At 71.8% G+C, this 16,058-nt stretch carries 14 protein-coding genes and 1 tRNA gene; 5 read left to right on the top strand and 10 right to left on the bottom strand.

Features of this window, described 5'->3' with window-relative positions:
* Positions 1 to 35 precede the first annotated feature (35 nt).
* Positions 36 to 1,208 (top strand): galactokinase, encoded by a 1,173-nt coding sequence (galK, locus tag ACIBW6_RS19935; RefSeq protein WP_399061278.1) that lies wholly within the window; start codon positions 36 to 38, stop codon positions 1,206 to 1,208.
* 11 nt (positions 1,209 to 1,219) lie between these two features.
* Here galK and ACIBW6_RS19930 read toward each other — a convergent pair whose 3' ends face one another.
* The gene (locus ACIBW6_RS19930; RefSeq protein ID WP_399061276.1) at positions 1,220 to 1,675 is read right to left on the bottom strand and encodes a GNAT family N-acetyltransferase; all 456 of its coding nucleotides are present in this window, start codon (positions 1,673 to 1,675) and stop codon (positions 1,220 to 1,222) included.
* Between the two features lie 284 nt (positions 1,676 to 1,959).
* Between ACIBW6_RS19930 and ACIBW6_RS19925 the strand changes: the two genes are divergently transcribed.
* Entirely contained in the window at positions 1,960 to 2,709 is a 750-nt protein-coding gene (locus tag ACIBW6_RS19925) for a LuxR C-terminal-related transcriptional regulator (RefSeq protein WP_399061274.1), read from the top strand.
* A 303-nt stretch (positions 2,710 to 3,012) separates the two neighbouring features.
* Here ACIBW6_RS19925 and ACIBW6_RS19920 read toward each other — a convergent pair whose 3' ends face one another.
* A complete protein-coding gene (locus tag ACIBW6_RS19920) occupies positions 3,013 to 3,510 on the bottom strand; it encodes a MarR family winged helix-turn-helix transcriptional regulator (protein ID WP_399061272.1) in 498 nt (165 codons plus the stop codon).
* Between the two features lie 89 nt (positions 3,511 to 3,599).
* Between ACIBW6_RS19920 and ACIBW6_RS19915 the strand changes: the two genes are divergently transcribed.
* On the top strand, positions 3,600 to 4,415 hold the full coding sequence (locus ACIBW6_RS19915) for a trans-aconitate 2-methyltransferase (RefSeq protein WP_399061270.1): 816 nt from the start codon (positions 3,600 to 3,602) through the stop codon (positions 4,413 to 4,415).
* A gap of 39 nt (positions 4,416 to 4,454) precedes the next feature.
* Here the strand turns inward: ACIBW6_RS19915 and ACIBW6_RS19910 are convergent, their stop codons facing one another.
* A complete protein-coding gene (locus tag ACIBW6_RS19910) occupies positions 4,455 to 5,147 on the bottom strand; it encodes a TetR family transcriptional regulator (protein ID WP_399061530.1) in 693 nt (230 codons plus the stop codon).
* 95 nt (positions 5,148 to 5,242) lie between these two features.
* Positions 5,243 to 6,253, bottom strand: coding sequence for an acyl-CoA desaturase (locus tag ACIBW6_RS19905; RefSeq protein ID WP_399061268.1), 1,011 nt, complete (start codon positions 6,251 to 6,253; stop codon positions 5,243 to 5,245).
* Between the two features lie 364 nt (positions 6,254 to 6,617).
* On the opposite strand from ACIBW6_RS19905, the gene ppc reads away from it, so the two are divergent.
* Positions 6,618 to 9,356 (top strand): phosphoenolpyruvate carboxylase, encoded by a 2,739-nt coding sequence (gene ppc / locus ACIBW6_RS19900; protein WP_399061266.1) that lies wholly within the window; start codon positions 6,618 to 6,620, stop codon positions 9,354 to 9,356.
* Between the two features lie 13 nt (positions 9,357 to 9,369).
* On the opposite strand, the gene ACIBW6_RS19895 is transcribed toward ppc, so the two are convergent.
* From ACIBW6_RS19895 to ACIBW6_RS19870, 6 genes are all read right to left on the bottom strand, one after another.
* Positions 9,370 to 9,822: a hypothetical protein gene (locus tag ACIBW6_RS19895; protein WP_399061264.1), complete on the bottom strand. Its 453-nt coding sequence runs from the start codon at positions 9,820 to 9,822 to the stop codon at positions 9,370 to 9,372.
* A gap of 49 nt (positions 9,823 to 9,871) precedes the next feature.
* Complete coding sequence (gene pth / locus ACIBW6_RS19890) at positions 9,872 to 10,465, bottom strand: aminoacyl-tRNA hydrolase (protein ID WP_399061262.1); 594 nt, start codon at positions 10,463 to 10,465, stop codon at positions 9,872 to 9,874.
* Between the two features lie 79 nt (positions 10,466 to 10,544).
* Positions 10,545 to 11,132 (bottom strand): 50S ribosomal protein L25/general stress protein Ctc, encoded by a 588-nt coding sequence (locus ACIBW6_RS19885; protein ID WP_399061260.1) that lies wholly within the window; start codon positions 11,130 to 11,132, stop codon positions 10,545 to 10,547.
* Positions 11,133 to 11,320: 188 nt separating this feature from the next.
* A complete protein-coding gene (locus tag ACIBW6_RS19880; protein WP_361071905.1) occupies positions 11,321 to 12,298 on the bottom strand; it encodes a ribose-phosphate diphosphokinase in 978 nt (325 codons plus the stop codon).
* 120 nt (positions 12,299 to 12,418) lie between these two features.
* The gene (gene glmU, locus ACIBW6_RS19875; protein ID WP_399061258.1) at positions 12,419 to 13,873 is read right to left on the bottom strand and encodes a bifunctional UDP-N-acetylglucosamine diphosphorylase/glucosamine-1-phosphate N-acetyltransferase GlmU; all 1,455 of its coding nucleotides are present in this window, start codon (positions 13,871 to 13,873) and stop codon (positions 12,419 to 12,421) included.
* Between the two features lie 118 nt (positions 13,874 to 13,991).
* A tRNA-Gln gene (locus ACIBW6_RS19870) sits at positions 13,992 to 14,063 on the bottom strand.
* Positions 14,064 to 14,382: 319 nt separating this feature from the next.
* On the opposite strand from ACIBW6_RS19870, the gene ACIBW6_RS19865 reads away from it, so the two are divergent.
* Positions 14,383 to 15,750, top strand: coding sequence for a sensor histidine kinase (locus ACIBW6_RS19865; protein WP_399061256.1), 1,368 nt, complete (start codon positions 14,383 to 14,385; stop codon positions 15,748 to 15,750).
* The last annotated feature ends 308 nt before the right edge of the window (positions 15,751 to 16,058 follow it).

The raw sequence follows: 16,058 nt of genomic DNA, 5'->3' as shown, positions 1-16,058 counted from the left end.
CGTCGTCATCCGCAGCAGGGATAGGTAGCCACGTCATGTCTGTCGCCGAGCAGTTCAGTGATCTGTACGGGTACGAACCCGCCGGTGTGTGGGCGGCCCCCGGCCGCGTCAACCTCATCGGCGAGTACACCGACTTCAACGAGGGCTTCGTGCTGCCCCTCGCGCTGCCGCACACCGCGGTCGCCGCGGTGGCCCGGCGCACGGACGGCGTGCTGCGCCTGCACTCCGCCGACATCGACGCCCCCGTCACCGAACTGCGCGTCGACGACCTGACGCCCCTGTCGAAGTACGGGCAGGGCGGCTGGGCCGCCTACCCGGCGGGCGTCGTCTGGGCGCTGCGCGACGCGGGGCATCCGGTCACCGGCGCCGACCTGCACCTCGCGTCGACGGTGCCGACCGGGGCGGGCCTGTCCTCCTCGGCGGCCCTGGAGGTCGTCACGGCGTACGCGCTGAACGAACTCTTCGAACTGGGGCTCAGCGGACCTGAGTTGGCGGTCCTCGCGCAGCGCGCCGAGAACGTCTTCGTGGGCGTGCCCTGCGGTGTCATGGACCAGATGGCCTCCGCCTGCGCGAGCGAGGGCCACGCGCTCCACCTGGACTGCCGCGACCTGTCGACCCGTCAGGTCCCCTTCGACCTGGCGGCGCAGGGCCTGCAACTGCTCGTCGTCGACACCCGCGTCAAGCACGAGCTGGGCGACGGCGCGTACGCGGAGCGCCGCGCGGGCTGCGAGGAGGGCGCCCGCGTCCTCGGCGTCTCCCACCTGCGCGACGTCGGCCACGACGAACTGGCCGGCTCGCTCGCCGCGTTGGAGCGGGCGGGCGTGGACGAGAAGGTGGTCCGCTACGTCCGGCACGTCGTCTCCGACGACCACCGCGTCGAGCAGGTCATCGGGCTCCTCGCCACCGGCCGCGCCGCCGACGTCCGCGCCATCGGCCCCGTCCTCACCGACGGGCACCGCTCGCTCCGCGACGACCTGCGCATCTCCTGCCCGGAGCTCGATCTCGTCGTCGCGACGGCCACCGCGGCGGGCGCCCTCGGCGCCCGGATGACGGGCGGCGGCTTCGGCGGCTCGGCCGTCGTCCTGGTGGAGAGCGCCGACGCGGACGCCGTCACCAAGGCCGTCCGCACCGCCTTCGAGGAGGCGGGGCACACGGCCCCGCGCGTCTTCCCCGCGGTGCCCTCGCCCGGCGCGCACCGGGTGGCCTGAACCCGCCGGGTTCAGCCCAGCCGCTTCGTCAGGGTGAACTCCTTTGCCCCCGGCGGGTAGTCCGGCACGACGGCGACCACGTCGTAGCCGTGCTGCCGGTAGAAACCGGGGGCCTGGAAGTCCCACGTCTCCACCCGCGCGCTGACGCAGCCGTGCTCCTCGCGCGCACGCAGCTCCGCCTCGGTGAGCAGGCGGGAGCCGAGGCCCGCGCCGCGGTGCTGGTCGGCGACCCAGAGCAGGTTCACGTGCAGCCAGCCCGCCCACGTATGGGCGTCGAGGCCGCCGGCCAGCGTGCCCTCCGGCGTCAACGCCCAGACCTGCAGCGGGGTTTCGCGCTCGGCCGCGGTGCCGTGCAGCTCACGCAGGGCGGGGGAGGCCGCCCGGTTGGCGTCCTGGAGCAGCGACCGGAGCAGAAGGCGGCGCTCTTTGTCGACTTCTGTCTCGATGCGAAACATGTGTCTCACCATAAACGCGCCGGACGGTCGCCGACCGGCCATCGGGTAACCAGTTCTGTGAATTGCCTTCCCCTCCAGGCCCGCAGCCCTACTCTGAGGACAACACCGGTGGGGGCCGGTGTTGATCAGGGGGCGAGACAGCCGGGTACGACGCCCGGGGTGGGGGTGGCGGAGCTGCCCGGCGGCGGCCGGGCGACCGCGGTGACCCGCACGCCGGGCGCCGTACCCGCGTTGGTCCCACTCCCGACGATGGGGTACCCCGTACTCGGCGCGAGTGCGGGGAAGGGGGTTATCGCGTGGTTCGTATCCGGGTTCTGGTCGTCGACGACCATCGCATCTTCGCCGAGTCCCTGGCCGCGGCGCTCGCCGCGGAGCCGGACGTCGAGGTGGCGGCCGCGGGCAGCGGCCCGGCCGCCCTGCGCTGCCTGGACCGGGGGGCCGCCGAGGGGCGCAGATTCGATGTGCTGCTCGTCGACGCCGACCTGGGCGCGGCGTCCATGCAGGGCATGCGGCCCCCGGCCGTCGTCCCCGAAGGCCCCGCCCAGGAGGGCCTGGTCGACGGGATCTCGCTGGTCGCGGGCGTGCGGTCGGGCCAGCCGGCCGTCCGTACGGTCGTACTCGCCGAGCGGGACGATCCGCGCCGCGCCGCTCTCGCGCTCCAGGCCGGCGCCTCCGGCTGGGTCGCCAAGGACTGCTCCCTGTCCCGCCTGCTGAACGTCATACGCGGCGTGCTGCGCGACGAGACGCATCTGCCGCCCGCGCTGCTCACGGGCGTCCTGCGGGAGCTGACCGCGGCCCGCAAGCACCGCACCGAGTCGGAGCGCCTCGTCGAGTCGCTGACCCCGCGCGAGCGGGAAGTACTGCGGTGCATGGTCGCGGGCCTGGGCCGCAAGGCGGTCGCCGAGCGCCTCTTCCTCTCCCCGCACACGGTCCGCACCCACATGCAGAACGTCCTCGGAAAACTGGGCGTCCACTCGACCCTGGCCGCGGTGGCCCTGGCACGGCGGGCCGGGGTGGGGCCGGTGGATCTGGAGGCGGCGAGTTAGGCCCTTGCCCCTGCCCTTTCCGGGCGCGGTTCGGATTGCGGGTGCGGCCCGCTGGGGGGCTTCTCGCGCAGTTCCCCGTGCTCCTGGAATCCTCGCGCCGTAGGGGTAACAGTCCGTCTGCGGGTGCGCGCTCGTCGTGGTTGCTCGCGCAGTTCCCCGCGCCCCTGGAGCGTGCGCTTCGCCGCAGCCCTATGAGATGGCGCACGCAGTGCGCATCTCAGGGGCGCGGGGAACTGCGCGAGAAGCCCCACCGGGCCGCGGTCGCGCACGCTGCTGAAGACTCGCGGCGCGTGGGCCGACCCGCTACCCCGGGATGTTGTCGAACGGGGCCGTCAGCTGGCGGAGCAGGGACGCCAGTTCGCCTCGTTCCGTGCGGGAGAGTTCCGCCAGGATCGCCCGCTCCTGCGCAAGCAGCCCCGCCAGTGCCTGGTCCGCCCGGTCCCGGCCCTCCGCGGTGAGGCGCACGAGGACGCCCCGGCGGTCGCTGGGGTCCGGCAGGCGCTCGACGAGCCCCTTCTTGGCGAGGCGGTCGATGCGGTTGGTCATCGTGCCGGACGTCACCAGGGTCTGCGTCAGGAGCTGCCCGGGGGAGAGCTGGTAGGGCTCACCGGCCCGGCGCAGCGACGTGAGGACGTCGAACTCCCACGGCTCCAGCTGGTGCTCGGCGAACGCGAGGCGGCGGGCGCGGTCGAGATGGCGCGCGAGTCTGCTGACCCGACTGAGCACCTCGAGGGGCTCCACGTCGAGGTCGGGGCGCTCCCGGCGCCACGCTGCGACCAATCGGTCGACCTCGTCCTCCATGACGATCAGTGTAGAGGGTGTGTCGATGTGAAGTCTCTTGATGTCAATATTCTTGACATCGAGATAGCTGGTCGTGGAGCGTGGGATCCATGACAAACAGCTCGCCCACCTGGGACCCCCAGCAGTACCTGCGCCACGCCGGTCACCGCGCCCGCCCCTTCGCGGACCTGCTCGCCCGCGTCTCCGACCCGCCCCGCGACCCGGCCCGCGTCGCCGACCTGGGCTGCGGCCCCGGGAACCTCACCGCCGTGCTCGCCGAGCGCTGGCCCGCCGCGCACATCACGGGCTACGACAACTCGCCCGAGATGCTGGAGCGCGCCGCGGCCCACGCGGGCCCCACGGCGGGCGGCGGCCGGCTCGACTTCGCCCGCGCCGACCTCACGCGCTGGACGCCCCCGGAGACGTACGACCTGATCGCCTCGAACGCCACCCTCCAGTGGGTCCCGGGCCACGCTGACGCCTTCCCCGGCCTGGTCGACGCGCTCGTGCCCGGCGGCACCTTCGCCTTCCAGGTCCCGGGCAACTTCGAGGCGCCCAGCCACGTCCTGATGCGCGAACTCGCGGACTCCGCACCCTGGCGCGACCGGCTCGCCGGAGTGCTGCGGCACGCCGACGCCGTCCTGACCCCCACCGCCTACCTGGAACGGCTCACCGCCCTCGGCTGCACCGTGGACGCCTGGGAGACGACCTACGCCCACCTGCTGACCGGCGACGACCCCGTCCTCGACTGGGTCAAGGGCACCGGCCTGCGCCCCGTCCTCACCGCCCTCGCGGACGACCCGCGGGCCCGCGACGCCTTCACCACCACCTACCGCGACCTCCTGCGCGAGGCGTACCCGGCGACCCCGCACGGCACGGTCCTGCCGTTCCGCCGGATCTTCGTGGTGGCGGGGAAGCCCGCGTGATCCGCGAGCCCCGGCGGCGCACAGCCGGGCCCCCGCGGACTAGGCCTTGCGGTGGCCTATCAGGCGGGGCCTCGGCTCCAGGCCGTCCAGGCCGTGCCAGGCCAGGTTCACCAGGTGCGCGGCGACCTCCGCCTTCTTCGGCTTGCGCGCGTCCAGCCACCACTGCCCGGTCAGCGCGACCATCCCGACCAGCGCCTGCGCGTACAGCGGGGCCAGCTTGGAGTCGAAGCCGCGGGCCTTGAACTCGCGGCCCAGGATGTCCTCGACCTGCGTCGCGATGTCGGAGATCAGCGACGCGAAGGAACCCGTGGACTGCGGGATGGGGGAGTCCCGCACGAGGATGCGGAAGCCGTCCGTGTACTCCTCGATGTAGTCCAGGAGCGCGAACGCCGCCTGTTCGCACAGCTCACGCGGGTGCCCCGCCGTCAGGGAGCCGGTCACCATGTCCAGGAGCTGGCGCATCTCCCGGTCCACGACGACCGCGTACAGCCCTTCCTTGCCGCCGAAGTGCTCGTACACCACCGGCTTGGAGACCCCGGCCTTCGCCGCGATCTCCTCCACCGACGTGCCCTCGAAACCCTTGGCGGCGAAGACGGTACGACCGATCTCCAGCAGCTGCTGGCGTCGCTCGGCCCCCGTCATCCGCGTACGGCGTGTACGTCGCGTCTTGTCGGGCCTGTCACTGCCCGCGTTGCTCGGGGTGCTTGAGTCGGTCGCCACGCTCCCCATCATGCCGTGCCGGGACCGGACGGCGTCGGCGGCCTCACCCGCCGCCCCCGCGGTGGACCCGGACCGTGCCGGCACCACCCGGCCCGGCCCGGTCCGGCTCACCCCTCGTCGACGGCGCCCGCGGCCGCCGGCGTCTCGCCCCGGCGCCGCGCGGCGACCCGCTCCTTCGACGGCCAGCGCACGTCGTGCGCCCAGCCGAGCTGTTCGAACCAGCGGATGATGCGGGCCGAGGAGTCGAGCTGGCCGCGCAGCACCCCGTGCCGCGCCGACGTCGGATCGGAGTGGTGCAGGTTGTGCCAGGACTCGCCGCAGGACAGGACGGCCAGCCACCACACGTTGCCCGAGCGGTCGCGGGACTTGAAGGGGCGCTTGCCGACGGCGTGGCAGATCGAGTTGATCGACCACGTCACGTGGTGCAGCAGCGCCACCCGGACGAGCGAACCCCAGAAGAAGCCGGTGAACGCCCCCCACCACGACATGGTCGCCAGGCCGCCGATCAGCGCGGGCAGCCCCAGCGACACCGTCGTCCACAGGACGAACTGGCGCGAGACCGCGCGCAGCGCCGGGTCCTTGATCAGGTCGGGCGCGTACTTCTCCTGCGAGGTCTGCTCCTCGTCGAACATCCACCCCATGTGCGCCCACCACAGCCCCTTCATCAGGGCCGGCAGCGTCTCCCCGTACCGCCACGGCGAGTGCGGGTCGCCCTCGGCGTCGGAGAACTTGTGGTGCTTGCGGTGGTCGGCGACCCAGCGGACGAGGGGCCCCTCGACGGCCATCGAACCGGCGACCGCCAGCGCGATCCGCAGCGGGCGCCTGGCCTTGAACGAGCCGTGCGTGAAGTACCGGTGGAAGCCGATGGTGATGCCGTGGCAGCCGAGGTAGTAGAAGAAGACGAGCAGCCCGATGTCGAGCCAGCTGACCCCCCAACCCCAGGCCAGCGGCACCGCCGCGATCAGGGCGAGGAACGGCACGGCGATGAACAGCAGCAGCGCGAACTGTTCGACGGAGCCCTTGCGCTCGCCGCCGAGCGTGGCCGGCGGCGTGGAGGCGGGGGAGGATCCGGGCGCCCCCTGCGGAGCGTCTGCGATCACATCGGAGGGTGTGGTCATGGCAGTCCCTTGTACGTCGAGGGCCGGGGGATCGAAGAACACGAAGACACGGAGAACGTCCGGAAGGTCGGAAAGGTCCGGGCGGTCGTGAGGGTTGAGGGAGGTCGCGACGGGTGAGGAGACCCCCTGAGATCCACGGACAGAGTGCCTCCGTTCTTCCTACGGTTCCGTAACTTACGGGGTCGTACGCATGGCAGCGCGTAACCGGACCCGAGAAGGCCCCGGGCGGTGCCGACGACGCAGGCACATATCCTTGGAAACGGTCGGACAGCGCGGTCCGCTCTGAATCTCCACCCGGGACATGTACCCGGTTCCGGGGACTCCTCCCTCCAGACGAGCTTCACCACTGCAAGGAGCCGCACCTGTGAGCAGTGCCGACGATCAGACCGTTGCGACGAGAACCAGTGCCGAGCTGCGCGCCGACATCCGCCGCCTCGGCGATCTGCTGGGCGAGACCCTCGTCCGGCAGGAGGGGCCCGAGCTCCTCGAACTCGTCGAGAAGGTCCGCCGACTGACCCGCGAGGACGGCGAGGCCGCCGCCGAGCTGCTGCGCGGCACCGAGCTGGAGACCGCCGCCAAGCTGGTCCGCGCCTTCTCCACCTACTTCCACCTGGCCAACGTGACCGAGCAGGTCCACCGCGGCCGGGAGCTGCGTGCCAAGCGCGAGGCCGAGGGCGGCCTGCTGGCCCGCACCGCGGACCGCCTCAAGGACGCCGACCCGGACCACCTGCGCGAGACCGTGCAGCACCTGAACGTGCGCCCGGTCTTCACGGCCCACCCCACCGAGGCCGCCCGCCGCTCCGTCCTGAACAAGCTGCGCCGCATCGCCACGCTGCTGGAGACGCCGGTCCTGGAGACGGACCGCCGCCGCTACGACACCCGGCTCGCCGAGAACATCGACCTGGTGTGGCAGACCGACGAGCTGCGCGTCGTGCGCCCCGAGGTCACCGACGAGTCGCGCAACGCGATCTACTACCTCGACGAGCTGCACGCGGGCGCCGTCGGCGACGTCCTGGAGGACCTCACCGCCGAGCTTGAGCGCGTCGGCGTCACCCTCCCGGACGACACCCGTCCGCTGACCTTCGGCACCTGGATCGGCGGCGACCGCGACGGCAACCCGAACGTCACCCCCGAGGTGACCTGGGACGTCCTGATCCTCCAGCACGAGCACGGGATCAACGACGCCCTCGACCTCATCGACGAGCTTCGCGGCTTCCTGTCGAACTCGATCCGCTACACCGGCGCCACCGAGGAGCTGCTCACCTCGCTCCAGTGCGACCTGGAGCGGCTGCCCGAGATCAGCCCCCGCTACAAGCGGCTCAACGCCGAGGAGCCCTACCGGCTCAAGGCCACCGCGATCCGGCAGAAGCTGGAGAACACCAAGGAGCGCCTCGCCCGGAACACCCCGCACGTCGAGGGCCGCGACTACCTCGGCACCGCCGAGCTGCTGCGCGACCTCACCCTCATCCAGACCTCGCTGCGCGAGCACCGCGGCGGCCTCTTCGCCGACGGCCGGATGAACCGGACGATCCGCACCCTCGCCGCGTTCGGCCTCCAGCTCGCCACGATGGACGTACGCGAGCACGCGGACGCCCACCACCACGCGCTCGGCCAGCTCTTCGACCGGCTCGGCGAGGAGTCCTGGCGCTACGCCGACATGCCCCGCGACTACCGCGGCAAGCTGCTCGCCAAGGAGCTCAGGTCGCGGCGCCCGCTCGCCCCGACGCCCGCGCCGCTGGACGCGGCCGGCGAGAAGACCCTCGGCGTCTTCCACACCATGGCCAAGGCCCTCGACGTGTTCGGGCCCGAGGTCATCGAGTCGTACATCATCTCGATGTGCCAGGGCGCCGACGACGTGTTCGCCGCGACCGTCCTCGCCCGCGAGGCCGGCCTCATCGACCTGCACGCCGGCTGGGCGAAGATCGGCATCGTGCCGCTCCTGGAGACGACGGACGAGCTCAAGGCCGCCGACACGATCCTGGAGGACATGCTCTCCGACCCCTCGTACCGGCGCCTGGTCGCGCTCAACGGGGACGTCCAGGAGGTCATGCTCGGCTACTCCGACTCCTCGAAGTTCGGCGGCATCACCACCTCGCAGTGGGAGATCCACCGCGCCCAGCGGAGGTTGCGAGATGTCGCGCACCGTTACGGGGTTCGGCTGAGGCTGTTCCACGGCCGCGGCGGGACGGTCGGCCGCGGCGGCGGCCCCTCGCACGACGCGATCCTCGCCCAGCCCTGGGGAACCCTGGAGGGCGAGATCAAGGTGACCGAGCAGGGCGAGGTGATCAGCGACAAGTACCTGGTGCCGTCGCTGGCCCGGGAGAACCTGGAGCTGACCGTCGCGGCCACCCTCCAGGCCTCCGCCCTGCACACGGCGCCGCGCCAGTCCGACGAGGCACTGGCCCGCTGGGACGCCGCGATGGACGTCGTCTCCGACGCCGCGCACGCCGCGTACCGCAAGCTCGTCGAGGACCCGGACCTGCCGACGTACTTCGTCGCGTCGACCCCCGTGGACCAGCTCGCCGACCTGCACCTGGGTTCGCGGCCCTCGCGCCGCCCCGGCTCCGGCGTCTCCCTGGACGGCCTGCGCGCCATCCCGTGGGTCTTCGGCTGGACCCAGTCCCGGCAGATCGTGCCCGGCTGGTTCGGTGTGGGCTCCGGCCTCAAGGCGCTGCGCGAGGCCGGCCTGGACTCGATGCTCGACGAGATGCACGAGCGCTGGCACTTCTTCCAGAACTTCATCTCGAACGTGGAGATGACGCTCGCCAAGACGGACCTGCGCATCGCCCGGCACTACGTCGACACCCTCGTCCCGGAGAACCTCAAGCACGTCTTCACCGCGATCGAGGCCGAGCACGAGCTGACCGTCCGCGAGGTCCTGCGGGTCACCGGCGAGAGCGAACTGCTCGACGCCCACCCGGTGCTGAAGCAGACCTTCGACATCCGCGACGCCTACCTGGACCCGATCTCCTACCTCCAGGTCGCCCTGCTCAAGCGGCAGCGCGACGCGGCCGCCGCGGGCGAGGAGCCGGACCCGACCCTCGCGCGCGCCCTGCTGCTCACGGTGAACGGCGTGGCGGCGGGCCTGCGCAACACCGGCTGACCCGGCCGGACAGCTAGGCGCTGACGGCGGCGAACGCCGCCGTCAGCAGGGCGACACCGGCGCCTGCCGTGATCCACGCCAGGCGCCGGTTCAGCAGTCCGCCCGCGAGCACCACCGACGCGAGCAGCAGCGCGCCGCCCAGCGGCATGAACGCGGTGAAGAACCCGGCCGTCCCCGAGCGCACGGCCTGCCGGCTGCTCGGCTTGAGCACGACCGCGATGCGGGCGCCCTTCTTCACGCCGACGGAGCGCCGCATCCACACGTCCGCGCCGTCCGGCGCCGAGGCCAGCGGCCCGCTGCATGTGCTGCCCTCGCACCGCTCGATCAGCAGCTCACCGTGGTGGCGCCCCTTGGGGAACACCACGTGCTGCGCGGCGCCCCAGGACGCCCAGAACCCCGCCACCACCAGGAGCAGGGCGACCGCCACCGCCGCGATCCGCCGGGTCACCGACACCGCTGAAGCCATGGCCGTGATCTTTGGCCATGGTACGCGTACGGTCAACTCCCAGGGCGGTTCAGGAGTTGTACGAGGACTGCGCGCGCTCCAGGCCCTCCGTGACGAGCGCCTCCACCGCGTCGGCGGCGCGGTCCACGAAGTAGTCGAGCTCCTTGCGCTCCGTCGAGGAGAAGTCCTTCAAAACGAAGTCCGCGACCTGCATCCGCCCCGGCGGGCGGCCGATGCCGAACCGCACCCGGTGGTAGTCGGGGCCCATCGCCTTGGTCATCGACTTCAGGCCGTTGTGGCCGTTGTCACCGCCGCCCAGCTTCAGGCGCAGCACCCCGTAGTCGATGTCCAGCTCGTCGTGGACGGCGACGATGCGCTCGGTGGGCACCTTGTAGAAGTCGCGCAGCGCCGTCACCGGGCCACCGGAGACGTTCATGTACGACATCGGCTTCGCCAGGATCACCCGGCGGTTGGCCGGGCCGGGCGGGCCGATCCGCCCCTCCACGACCTGGGCCTGCCCCTTCGTCGCACGCTTGAACTTGGCGCCCATCCGCCGCGCCAGCAGGTCGGCCACCATGAAACCGACGTTGTGCCGGTTCATCGCGTACTCGGGCCCGGGGTTGCCGAGCCCGGCGATCAGCCACGGGGCGTTCTCGTCGGTCATGCACTTTCCTCCGCTGGAGAGAGCGGTACGGGGTGGCGGGCCGAGCCCACCACCCCGTACCGGGTCAGACGAAGAAGGCTCAGGCCTCCGCGGCGGCCTCGTCGGCCTCGTCCGCCGGGGCCTCCTCGGCCTGCGCGGCCAGGACCTGGAGGACGACGGCGTCCTCGTCGACGGCGAGGGTGGTGCCGGACGGCAGGGTGATGTCCTTGGCGGCGACGGAGTCACCGGCGTCCAGGCCCGCGACGGAGACGGTGACCGACTCCGGGATGTGCGTGGCCTCGGTCTCGACGGAGAGCGTGTTGAGGACGTGCTCCAGGATGTTCGCGCCCGGGGCCAGCTCGCCCTCGACGACGATCGGGAGCTCGACGGTGACCTTCTCGCCGCGCTTGACCAGGAGCAGGTCGACGTGCTCGAGGAAGCCCTTCAGCGGGTCGCGCTGCACGGCCTTCGGGATGGCCAGCTCGTTCTTGCCGTCGATGTCCAGGGAGAGCAGGACGTTCGGCGTACGCAGGGCGAGCAGCAGCTCGTGGCCCGGAAGCGCGATGTGGACGGTGTCGCCACCGTGGCCGTAGACGACGCCGGGAACCTTGTTCTCGCGGCGGATGCGGCGGGCGGCGCCCTTGCCGAACTCGGTGCGGGTCTCAGCGGCGAGCTTGACCTCGGACATGCTCTTCAACTCCTCGTAGAACTCAGGGGGACCTCGTGAAAAGGGGGTCACCCGGCCACGAACGGCCTGCTACGAAGAGCGCGTCGATAACGGACCGCCGTACAGAAAAGTACGGCCTCCCTCGCCGAGCAACTTCAGCAGCTTACTCGGCGAGGAAGGCCGTACCAAAATCGATCTTCAGGCGACCGTCACGCCTCGCCCTCGAAGAGGCTGGTGACCGAGCCGTCCTCGAAGACCTCGCGCACCGCGGAGGCGATGGTCGGGGCGATCGACAGGACCGTGATCTTGTCGAGCTCCAGCTCGTTCGGCGTCGGCAGCGTGTTCGTGAAGACGAACTCGCTCACCTTCGAGTTCTTCAGCCGGTCCGCGGCCGGGCCGGACAGCACGCCGTGCGTCGCCGTCACGATGACGTCCTCGGCGCCGTGCGCGAACAGGGCGTCGGCGGCGGCGCAGATCGTGCCACCGGTGTCGATCATGTCGTCGACCAGGACGCAGACCCGGCCCTCCACGTCACCGACGACCTCGTGGACGGTCACCTGGTTGGCGACGTCCTTGTCGCGACGCTTGTGCACGATCGCCAGCGGCGCGCCGAGCCGGTCGCACCAGCGGTCGGCGACGCGCACGCGGCCGGCGTCGGGGGAGACGACGGTCAGCTTGGAGCGGTCCACCTTGGCGCCCACGTAGTCCGCCAGGATCGGCAGCGCGAACAGGTGGTCCACCGGGCCGTCGAAGAAGCCCTGGATCTGGTCGGTGTGCAGGTCGACCGTAAGGATGCGGTCGGCACCCGCGGTCTTCATCAGGTCCGCGATCAGACGCGCCGAGATCGGTTCACGTCCACGGTGCTTCTTGTCCTGCCGCGCGTAACCGTAGAACGGCACGATGACGGTGATGGAGCGGGCCGACGCGCGCTTCAGCGCGTCGATCATGATGAGCTGCTCCATGATCCACTTGTTGATCGGAGCCGTGTGGCTCTGGATCAGGAAGCAGTCGGCACCGCGAGCGGACTCCTGGTAGCGGACGTAGATCTCGCCGTTGGCGAAATCGAAAGCCTTGGTCGGGACGATCCCGACACCGAGCTGGTGCGCGATCTCCTCGGCAAGCTCGGGGTGGGCGCGGCCAGAGAAGAACATCATTTTCTTCTCGCCCTGCGTCTTGATCCCGGTCACAGCACTAGTCTCCTCAGACGAGTTCGTCCGCCGCAGCTGCCCGCGCGTCCCTATAGCAGCGAGCCAGGCGAATCGTGAGCATCTATCACGGTACGCCGTGTCGGACGCACCTGTTTCCGGTCAGCCCTCGCTGCCGGGCTCCCGGGCCGCCGCCTCCGCCGCCTTCGCGGCGGCGCTGCCGGGCCGCTTGCGCGCCACCCAACCCTCGATATTCCGTTGCTGGCCCCGGGCCACGGCCAGCGAACCGGCCGGCACGTCCTTCGTGATCACCGACCCGGCGGCGGTGTAGGCGCCGTCCCCGACAGTGACAGGCGCCACAAACATGTTGTCCGAACCCGTCTTGCAGTGTGAGCCGACGGTCGTGTGGTGCTTCGTCTCGCCGTCGTAGTTCACGAAGACGCTCGCGGCACCGATGTTGCTGAAGTCACCGATGGTCGCGTCGCCCACGTAGGTCAGGTGCGGCACCTTCGTGCCCTCGCCGATCGACGCGTTCTTCGTCTCGACGTACGTGCCGATCTTGGACTTCAGGCCCAGGCGCGTGCCCGGCCGAAGGTAGGCGAAGGGCCCGACGGAGGCCTGCGCGCCGATCTCGGCCTCGTAGGCGACCGTGTTGTCGACCCGGGCCCCCGCCCCCACCACCGTGTCGGTCAGGCGGGTGTTGGGGCCCACGACGCAGCCCTCGCCGAGATGCGTCGCGCCGTGCAGCTGCGTGCCCGGCAGGATCGTCGCGTCCCGGTCGAAGGTGACGGTGACGTCGAGGAAGGTGCCGGCCGGGTCGACGACCGTGACGCCGTCGAGCATCGCGCGCTCCAGGAGCCGGTCGTTCAGGATGCGGCGGGCCTGCGCCAGCTGGACGCGGTTGTTGATCCCGGCGATCTCGCGGTGGTCGTCCGCGACGCTGGCGCCGACCCGGTGCCCGGCGGCCCGCAGGATGCCGAGCACGTCCGTCAGGTACTCCTCGCCCTGGCTGTTGTCCGTACGCACCTGCTTCAGCGCCTCGGCCAGCAGCCGTCCGTCGAACGCGAAGACGCCCGAGTTGATCTCGGTGAGCGCGCGCTGCGCCTCGGTGGCGTCCTTGTGCTCGACGATCGCCGTCACCGCGCCGGAGTCGCCGTCGCGGACGATGCGGCCGTAGCCGGTGGCGTCGGGGACGTCGGCGGTCAGCACCGTCACCGCGTTCCCGTCGGCGGTGTGCGTGGCCGCCAACGCGGTCAGCGTCCGGCCGGTCAGCAGCGGCGTGTCGCCGCAGACCACCACGACGGTCCCGTCCAGGGCGCCGTCCGGGGCGAGGGCCTCCAGGCCGATGCGGACCGCGTGCCCCGTGCCGTTCTGCTCGGCCTGCACGGCGGTACGGGCCCCGGCGTCGGCCTCGCTCAGGTGCGCGGTGACCTTCTCGCGCTCGTGCCCGACGACCACGACCAGCTGCTCGGGCTCCAACTCCCGGGAGGCGGCCAGCACATGGCCGACCAGCGAGCGGCCGCAGAGTTCGTGCAGGACTTTGGGGGTGGCCGACTTCATACGGGTGCCCTCGCCCGCTGCGAGAACGACGACGGCGGCCGGGCGGTTGGCGCTCACGGGTGTGTCCTTCGGCTTCGGATGCTTCATGGGGGGATGGACATCCGCAGGATACCGGGGGGTTCGGCCCGTGAAATGAGAGCGGGCCCGGTCGTCGGACCGGGCCCCGCGTCTGCCGCTCCCCCGCCAGGACTCGAACCCGGACAGATGGCACCAAAAGCCACAGTGCTGCCAATTACACCACGGGGGAATATGGCCGACTAAACGGACATCACGTCAGTCTGCCGACCGGGCACCCAACACTATGCCGTACCAGGCGCCTTCGACGCGACGGTACAACTTGCCGCCGCCGGGCACGCGGACGGCCGGCCGGCTCCCGGTATGTGTCTGTGGTCTGTGTCATGGGCACGGGCCGGTGAGGAGAGCGGCCGGGGCGGGTCGGCGGGGGGCCTGGTCAGCAGTTCGAGGGATTCCGGCTGGTTTCGGGCGCGTTCGAATCCGGGAGGTGGTGTAGGCCAGTTAGTAAAACTCACCGGAAATCGGGCGGCGACCGCCCGTAGGCTGGGGGGATGACCACGACGGGGGAAGTTCACCGAGCCGCGGCCGGGGGGCCGTGGTGGTGGGAGCGGTGGCGCGGTGCCGGGCTGGACGCGGGGCTCGCCGCGGCGTCCGCGGTGGAGTGCGCGTTCGAAGGAGTGCCGTTCGCGCACAAGGCCGGGCTGCCGGTCTGGACGGGGATCGTCTTCGGGGTGCTGACCGGGTCGACGCTGCTGCTGCGGCGGCGCTGGCCGATCGCGGTGGTGCTGGTCTCGGTGGCGGTGACCCCGGCGCAGATGGGCATCATGCTGACGGTCGTCGGCCTGTACTCGCTGGCCGCCTCGGAGATGCCGCGGCGGATCATCGGGGCGCTGGCCGGCATGTCGTTCGTCGGGACGCTGATCGTGTCGGTGGTGCGGGCGCAGCAGGACATGGTGCACAGCGACCGGTTCCAGGTGGGCGGCTGGTTCGTGCCGTTCGTCGCCATCACCACGTCGCTGGGGGTGACGGCGCCGCCGTTGCTCCTCGGTCTGTACGTGGGTGCGCGGCGTCGCCTGATGGAGAGTCTGCGCGAGCGCAACGAATCGCTGGAGCGGGAGCTGTCGCTGCTCGCCGAGCGGGCCGAGGAGCGGGCCGAGTGGGCCCGGGGCGAGGAGCGGACGCGGATCGCGCGCGAGATGCACGACGTGGTGGCGCACCGGGTGTCGTTGATGGTGGTGCACGCGGCGGCCTTGCAGGCGGTGGCCCGCAAGGATCCGGAGAAGGCGGTCCGCAACGCGGCGCTGGTCGGGGACATGGGGCGGCAGGCGCTGACGGAGCTGCGGGAGATGCTGGGGGTGCTGCGGGCGGGGGAGCCGGGGTCCGGAGCGGGGCCGGTGGTGGGGCCGGGGCCGGGAGCGGGGGCGGGGCGTGAGCCGCGGGCCGAGGCGCTGCCGCTGGCGGCGGTGGGGGCGGCGGCCGCGGCGGCGGCGTCCCGGGCGGAGGCGGAGGCCGGGGTGGTGGACGGGGGTCCTTCGCTGGCCGAGCTCGACGCGCTGGTCGGGCAGTCGCGGGAGGCGGGGATGGTGGTGGAGATGTCCGTGGAGGGGGAGGCCCGGGAGTACGCCGCCGCGGTGGAGCAGACCGCGTACCGGGTCGTGCAGGAGGCGCTGACGAACGTGCACAAGCACGCGGCCGGGGCGAAGACGTATGTGCGGCTCGCGCACCGGGAGGCGGAGGTGGCGATGCAGGTGGAGAACGAGCCGCCGCCGGTGCCCGCGGCCGCGTCTGCGGGGTTGCCGTCCGGGGGGAACGGGCTTGTGGGGATGCGGGAGCGGGTTGCGGGGTTGGGTGGGGTGTTTGTTTCCGGGGTCACGGATGCGGGGGGTTTTCGGGTGTCGGCGGTGCTGCCGGCGGTCTAGGGGGCCGGGGTCTCTGGACCCCGGGTCCCCCAGGGGGCGTCGGGTTGCCGCCCGCGCGCCCGGCCTTCGGCTGCCCCGCCGCGGGGGCTGGTCGCGCAGTTCCCCGCGCCCCTAGGGGTTGGGACTGGGCGGGGTGGTTCGGTCGGGTCTGGAGGGTTGTCGCGTGGCTGTCCCGCCGTGGGGGCTGGTCGCGCAGTTCCCCGCGCCCCTGGGGGGTTGGGACTGGGCGGGGTGGTTCGGTCGGGTCTGGAGGGTTGTCGCGTGGCTGTCCCGCCGTGGGGGCTGGTCGCGCAGTTCCCCGCGCCCCT

This window comes from Streptomyces sp. NPDC049813, from assembly GCF_044465085.1.
In the GTDB taxonomy this organism is placed as follows: domain Bacteria; phylum Actinomycetota; class Actinomycetes; order Streptomycetales; family Streptomycetaceae; genus Streptomyces.
The sequence above is the reverse complement of the archived record's forward strand: the minus strand, read 5'-3'. Positions and strand labels throughout refer to the sequence as shown.

Bases quoted from the DNA above. Each gene is read 5' to 3' on its own strand.
- pth (WP_399061262.1), bottom strand. From the start codon at position 10,465: ATGACCGACGAGAACGCCCCGTGGCTGATCGCCGGGCTCGGCAACCCC.
- ACIBW6_RS19930 (WP_399061276.1), bottom strand. From the start codon at position 1,675: ATGGTGAGACACATGTTTCGCATCGAGACAGAAGTCGACAAAGAGCGC.
- ACIBW6_RS19910 (WP_399061530.1), bottom strand. From the start codon at position 5,147: ATGATGGGGAGCGTGGCGACCGACTCAAGCACCCCGAGCAACGCGGGC.
- galK (WP_399061278.1), top strand. From the start codon at position 36: ATGTCTGTCGCCGAGCAGTTCAGTGATCTGTACGGGTACGAACCCGCC.
- ACIBW6_RS19915 (WP_399061270.1), top strand. From the start codon at position 3,600: ATGACAAACAGCTCGCCCACCTGGGACCCCCAGCAGTACCTGCGCCAC.
- ACIBW6_RS19905 (WP_399061268.1), bottom strand. From the start codon at position 6,253: ATGACCACACCCTCCGATGTGATCGCAGACGCTCCGCAGGGGGCGCCC.
- ACIBW6_RS19895 (WP_399061264.1), bottom strand. From the start codon at position 9,822: ATGGCTTCAGCGGTGTCGGTGACCCGGCGGATCGCGGCGGTGGCGGTC.
- ACIBW6_RS19920 (WP_399061272.1), bottom strand. From the start codon at position 3,510: ATGGAGGACGAGGTCGACCGATTGGTCGCAGCGTGGCGCCGGGAGCGC.
- ACIBW6_RS19865 (WP_399061256.1), top strand. From the start codon at position 14,383: ATGACCACGACGGGGGAAGTTCACCGAGCCGCGGCCGGGGGGCCGTGG.
- ACIBW6_RS19885 (WP_399061260.1), bottom strand. From the start codon at position 11,132: ATGTCCGAGGTCAAGCTCGCCGCTGAGACCCGCACCGAGTTCGGCAAG.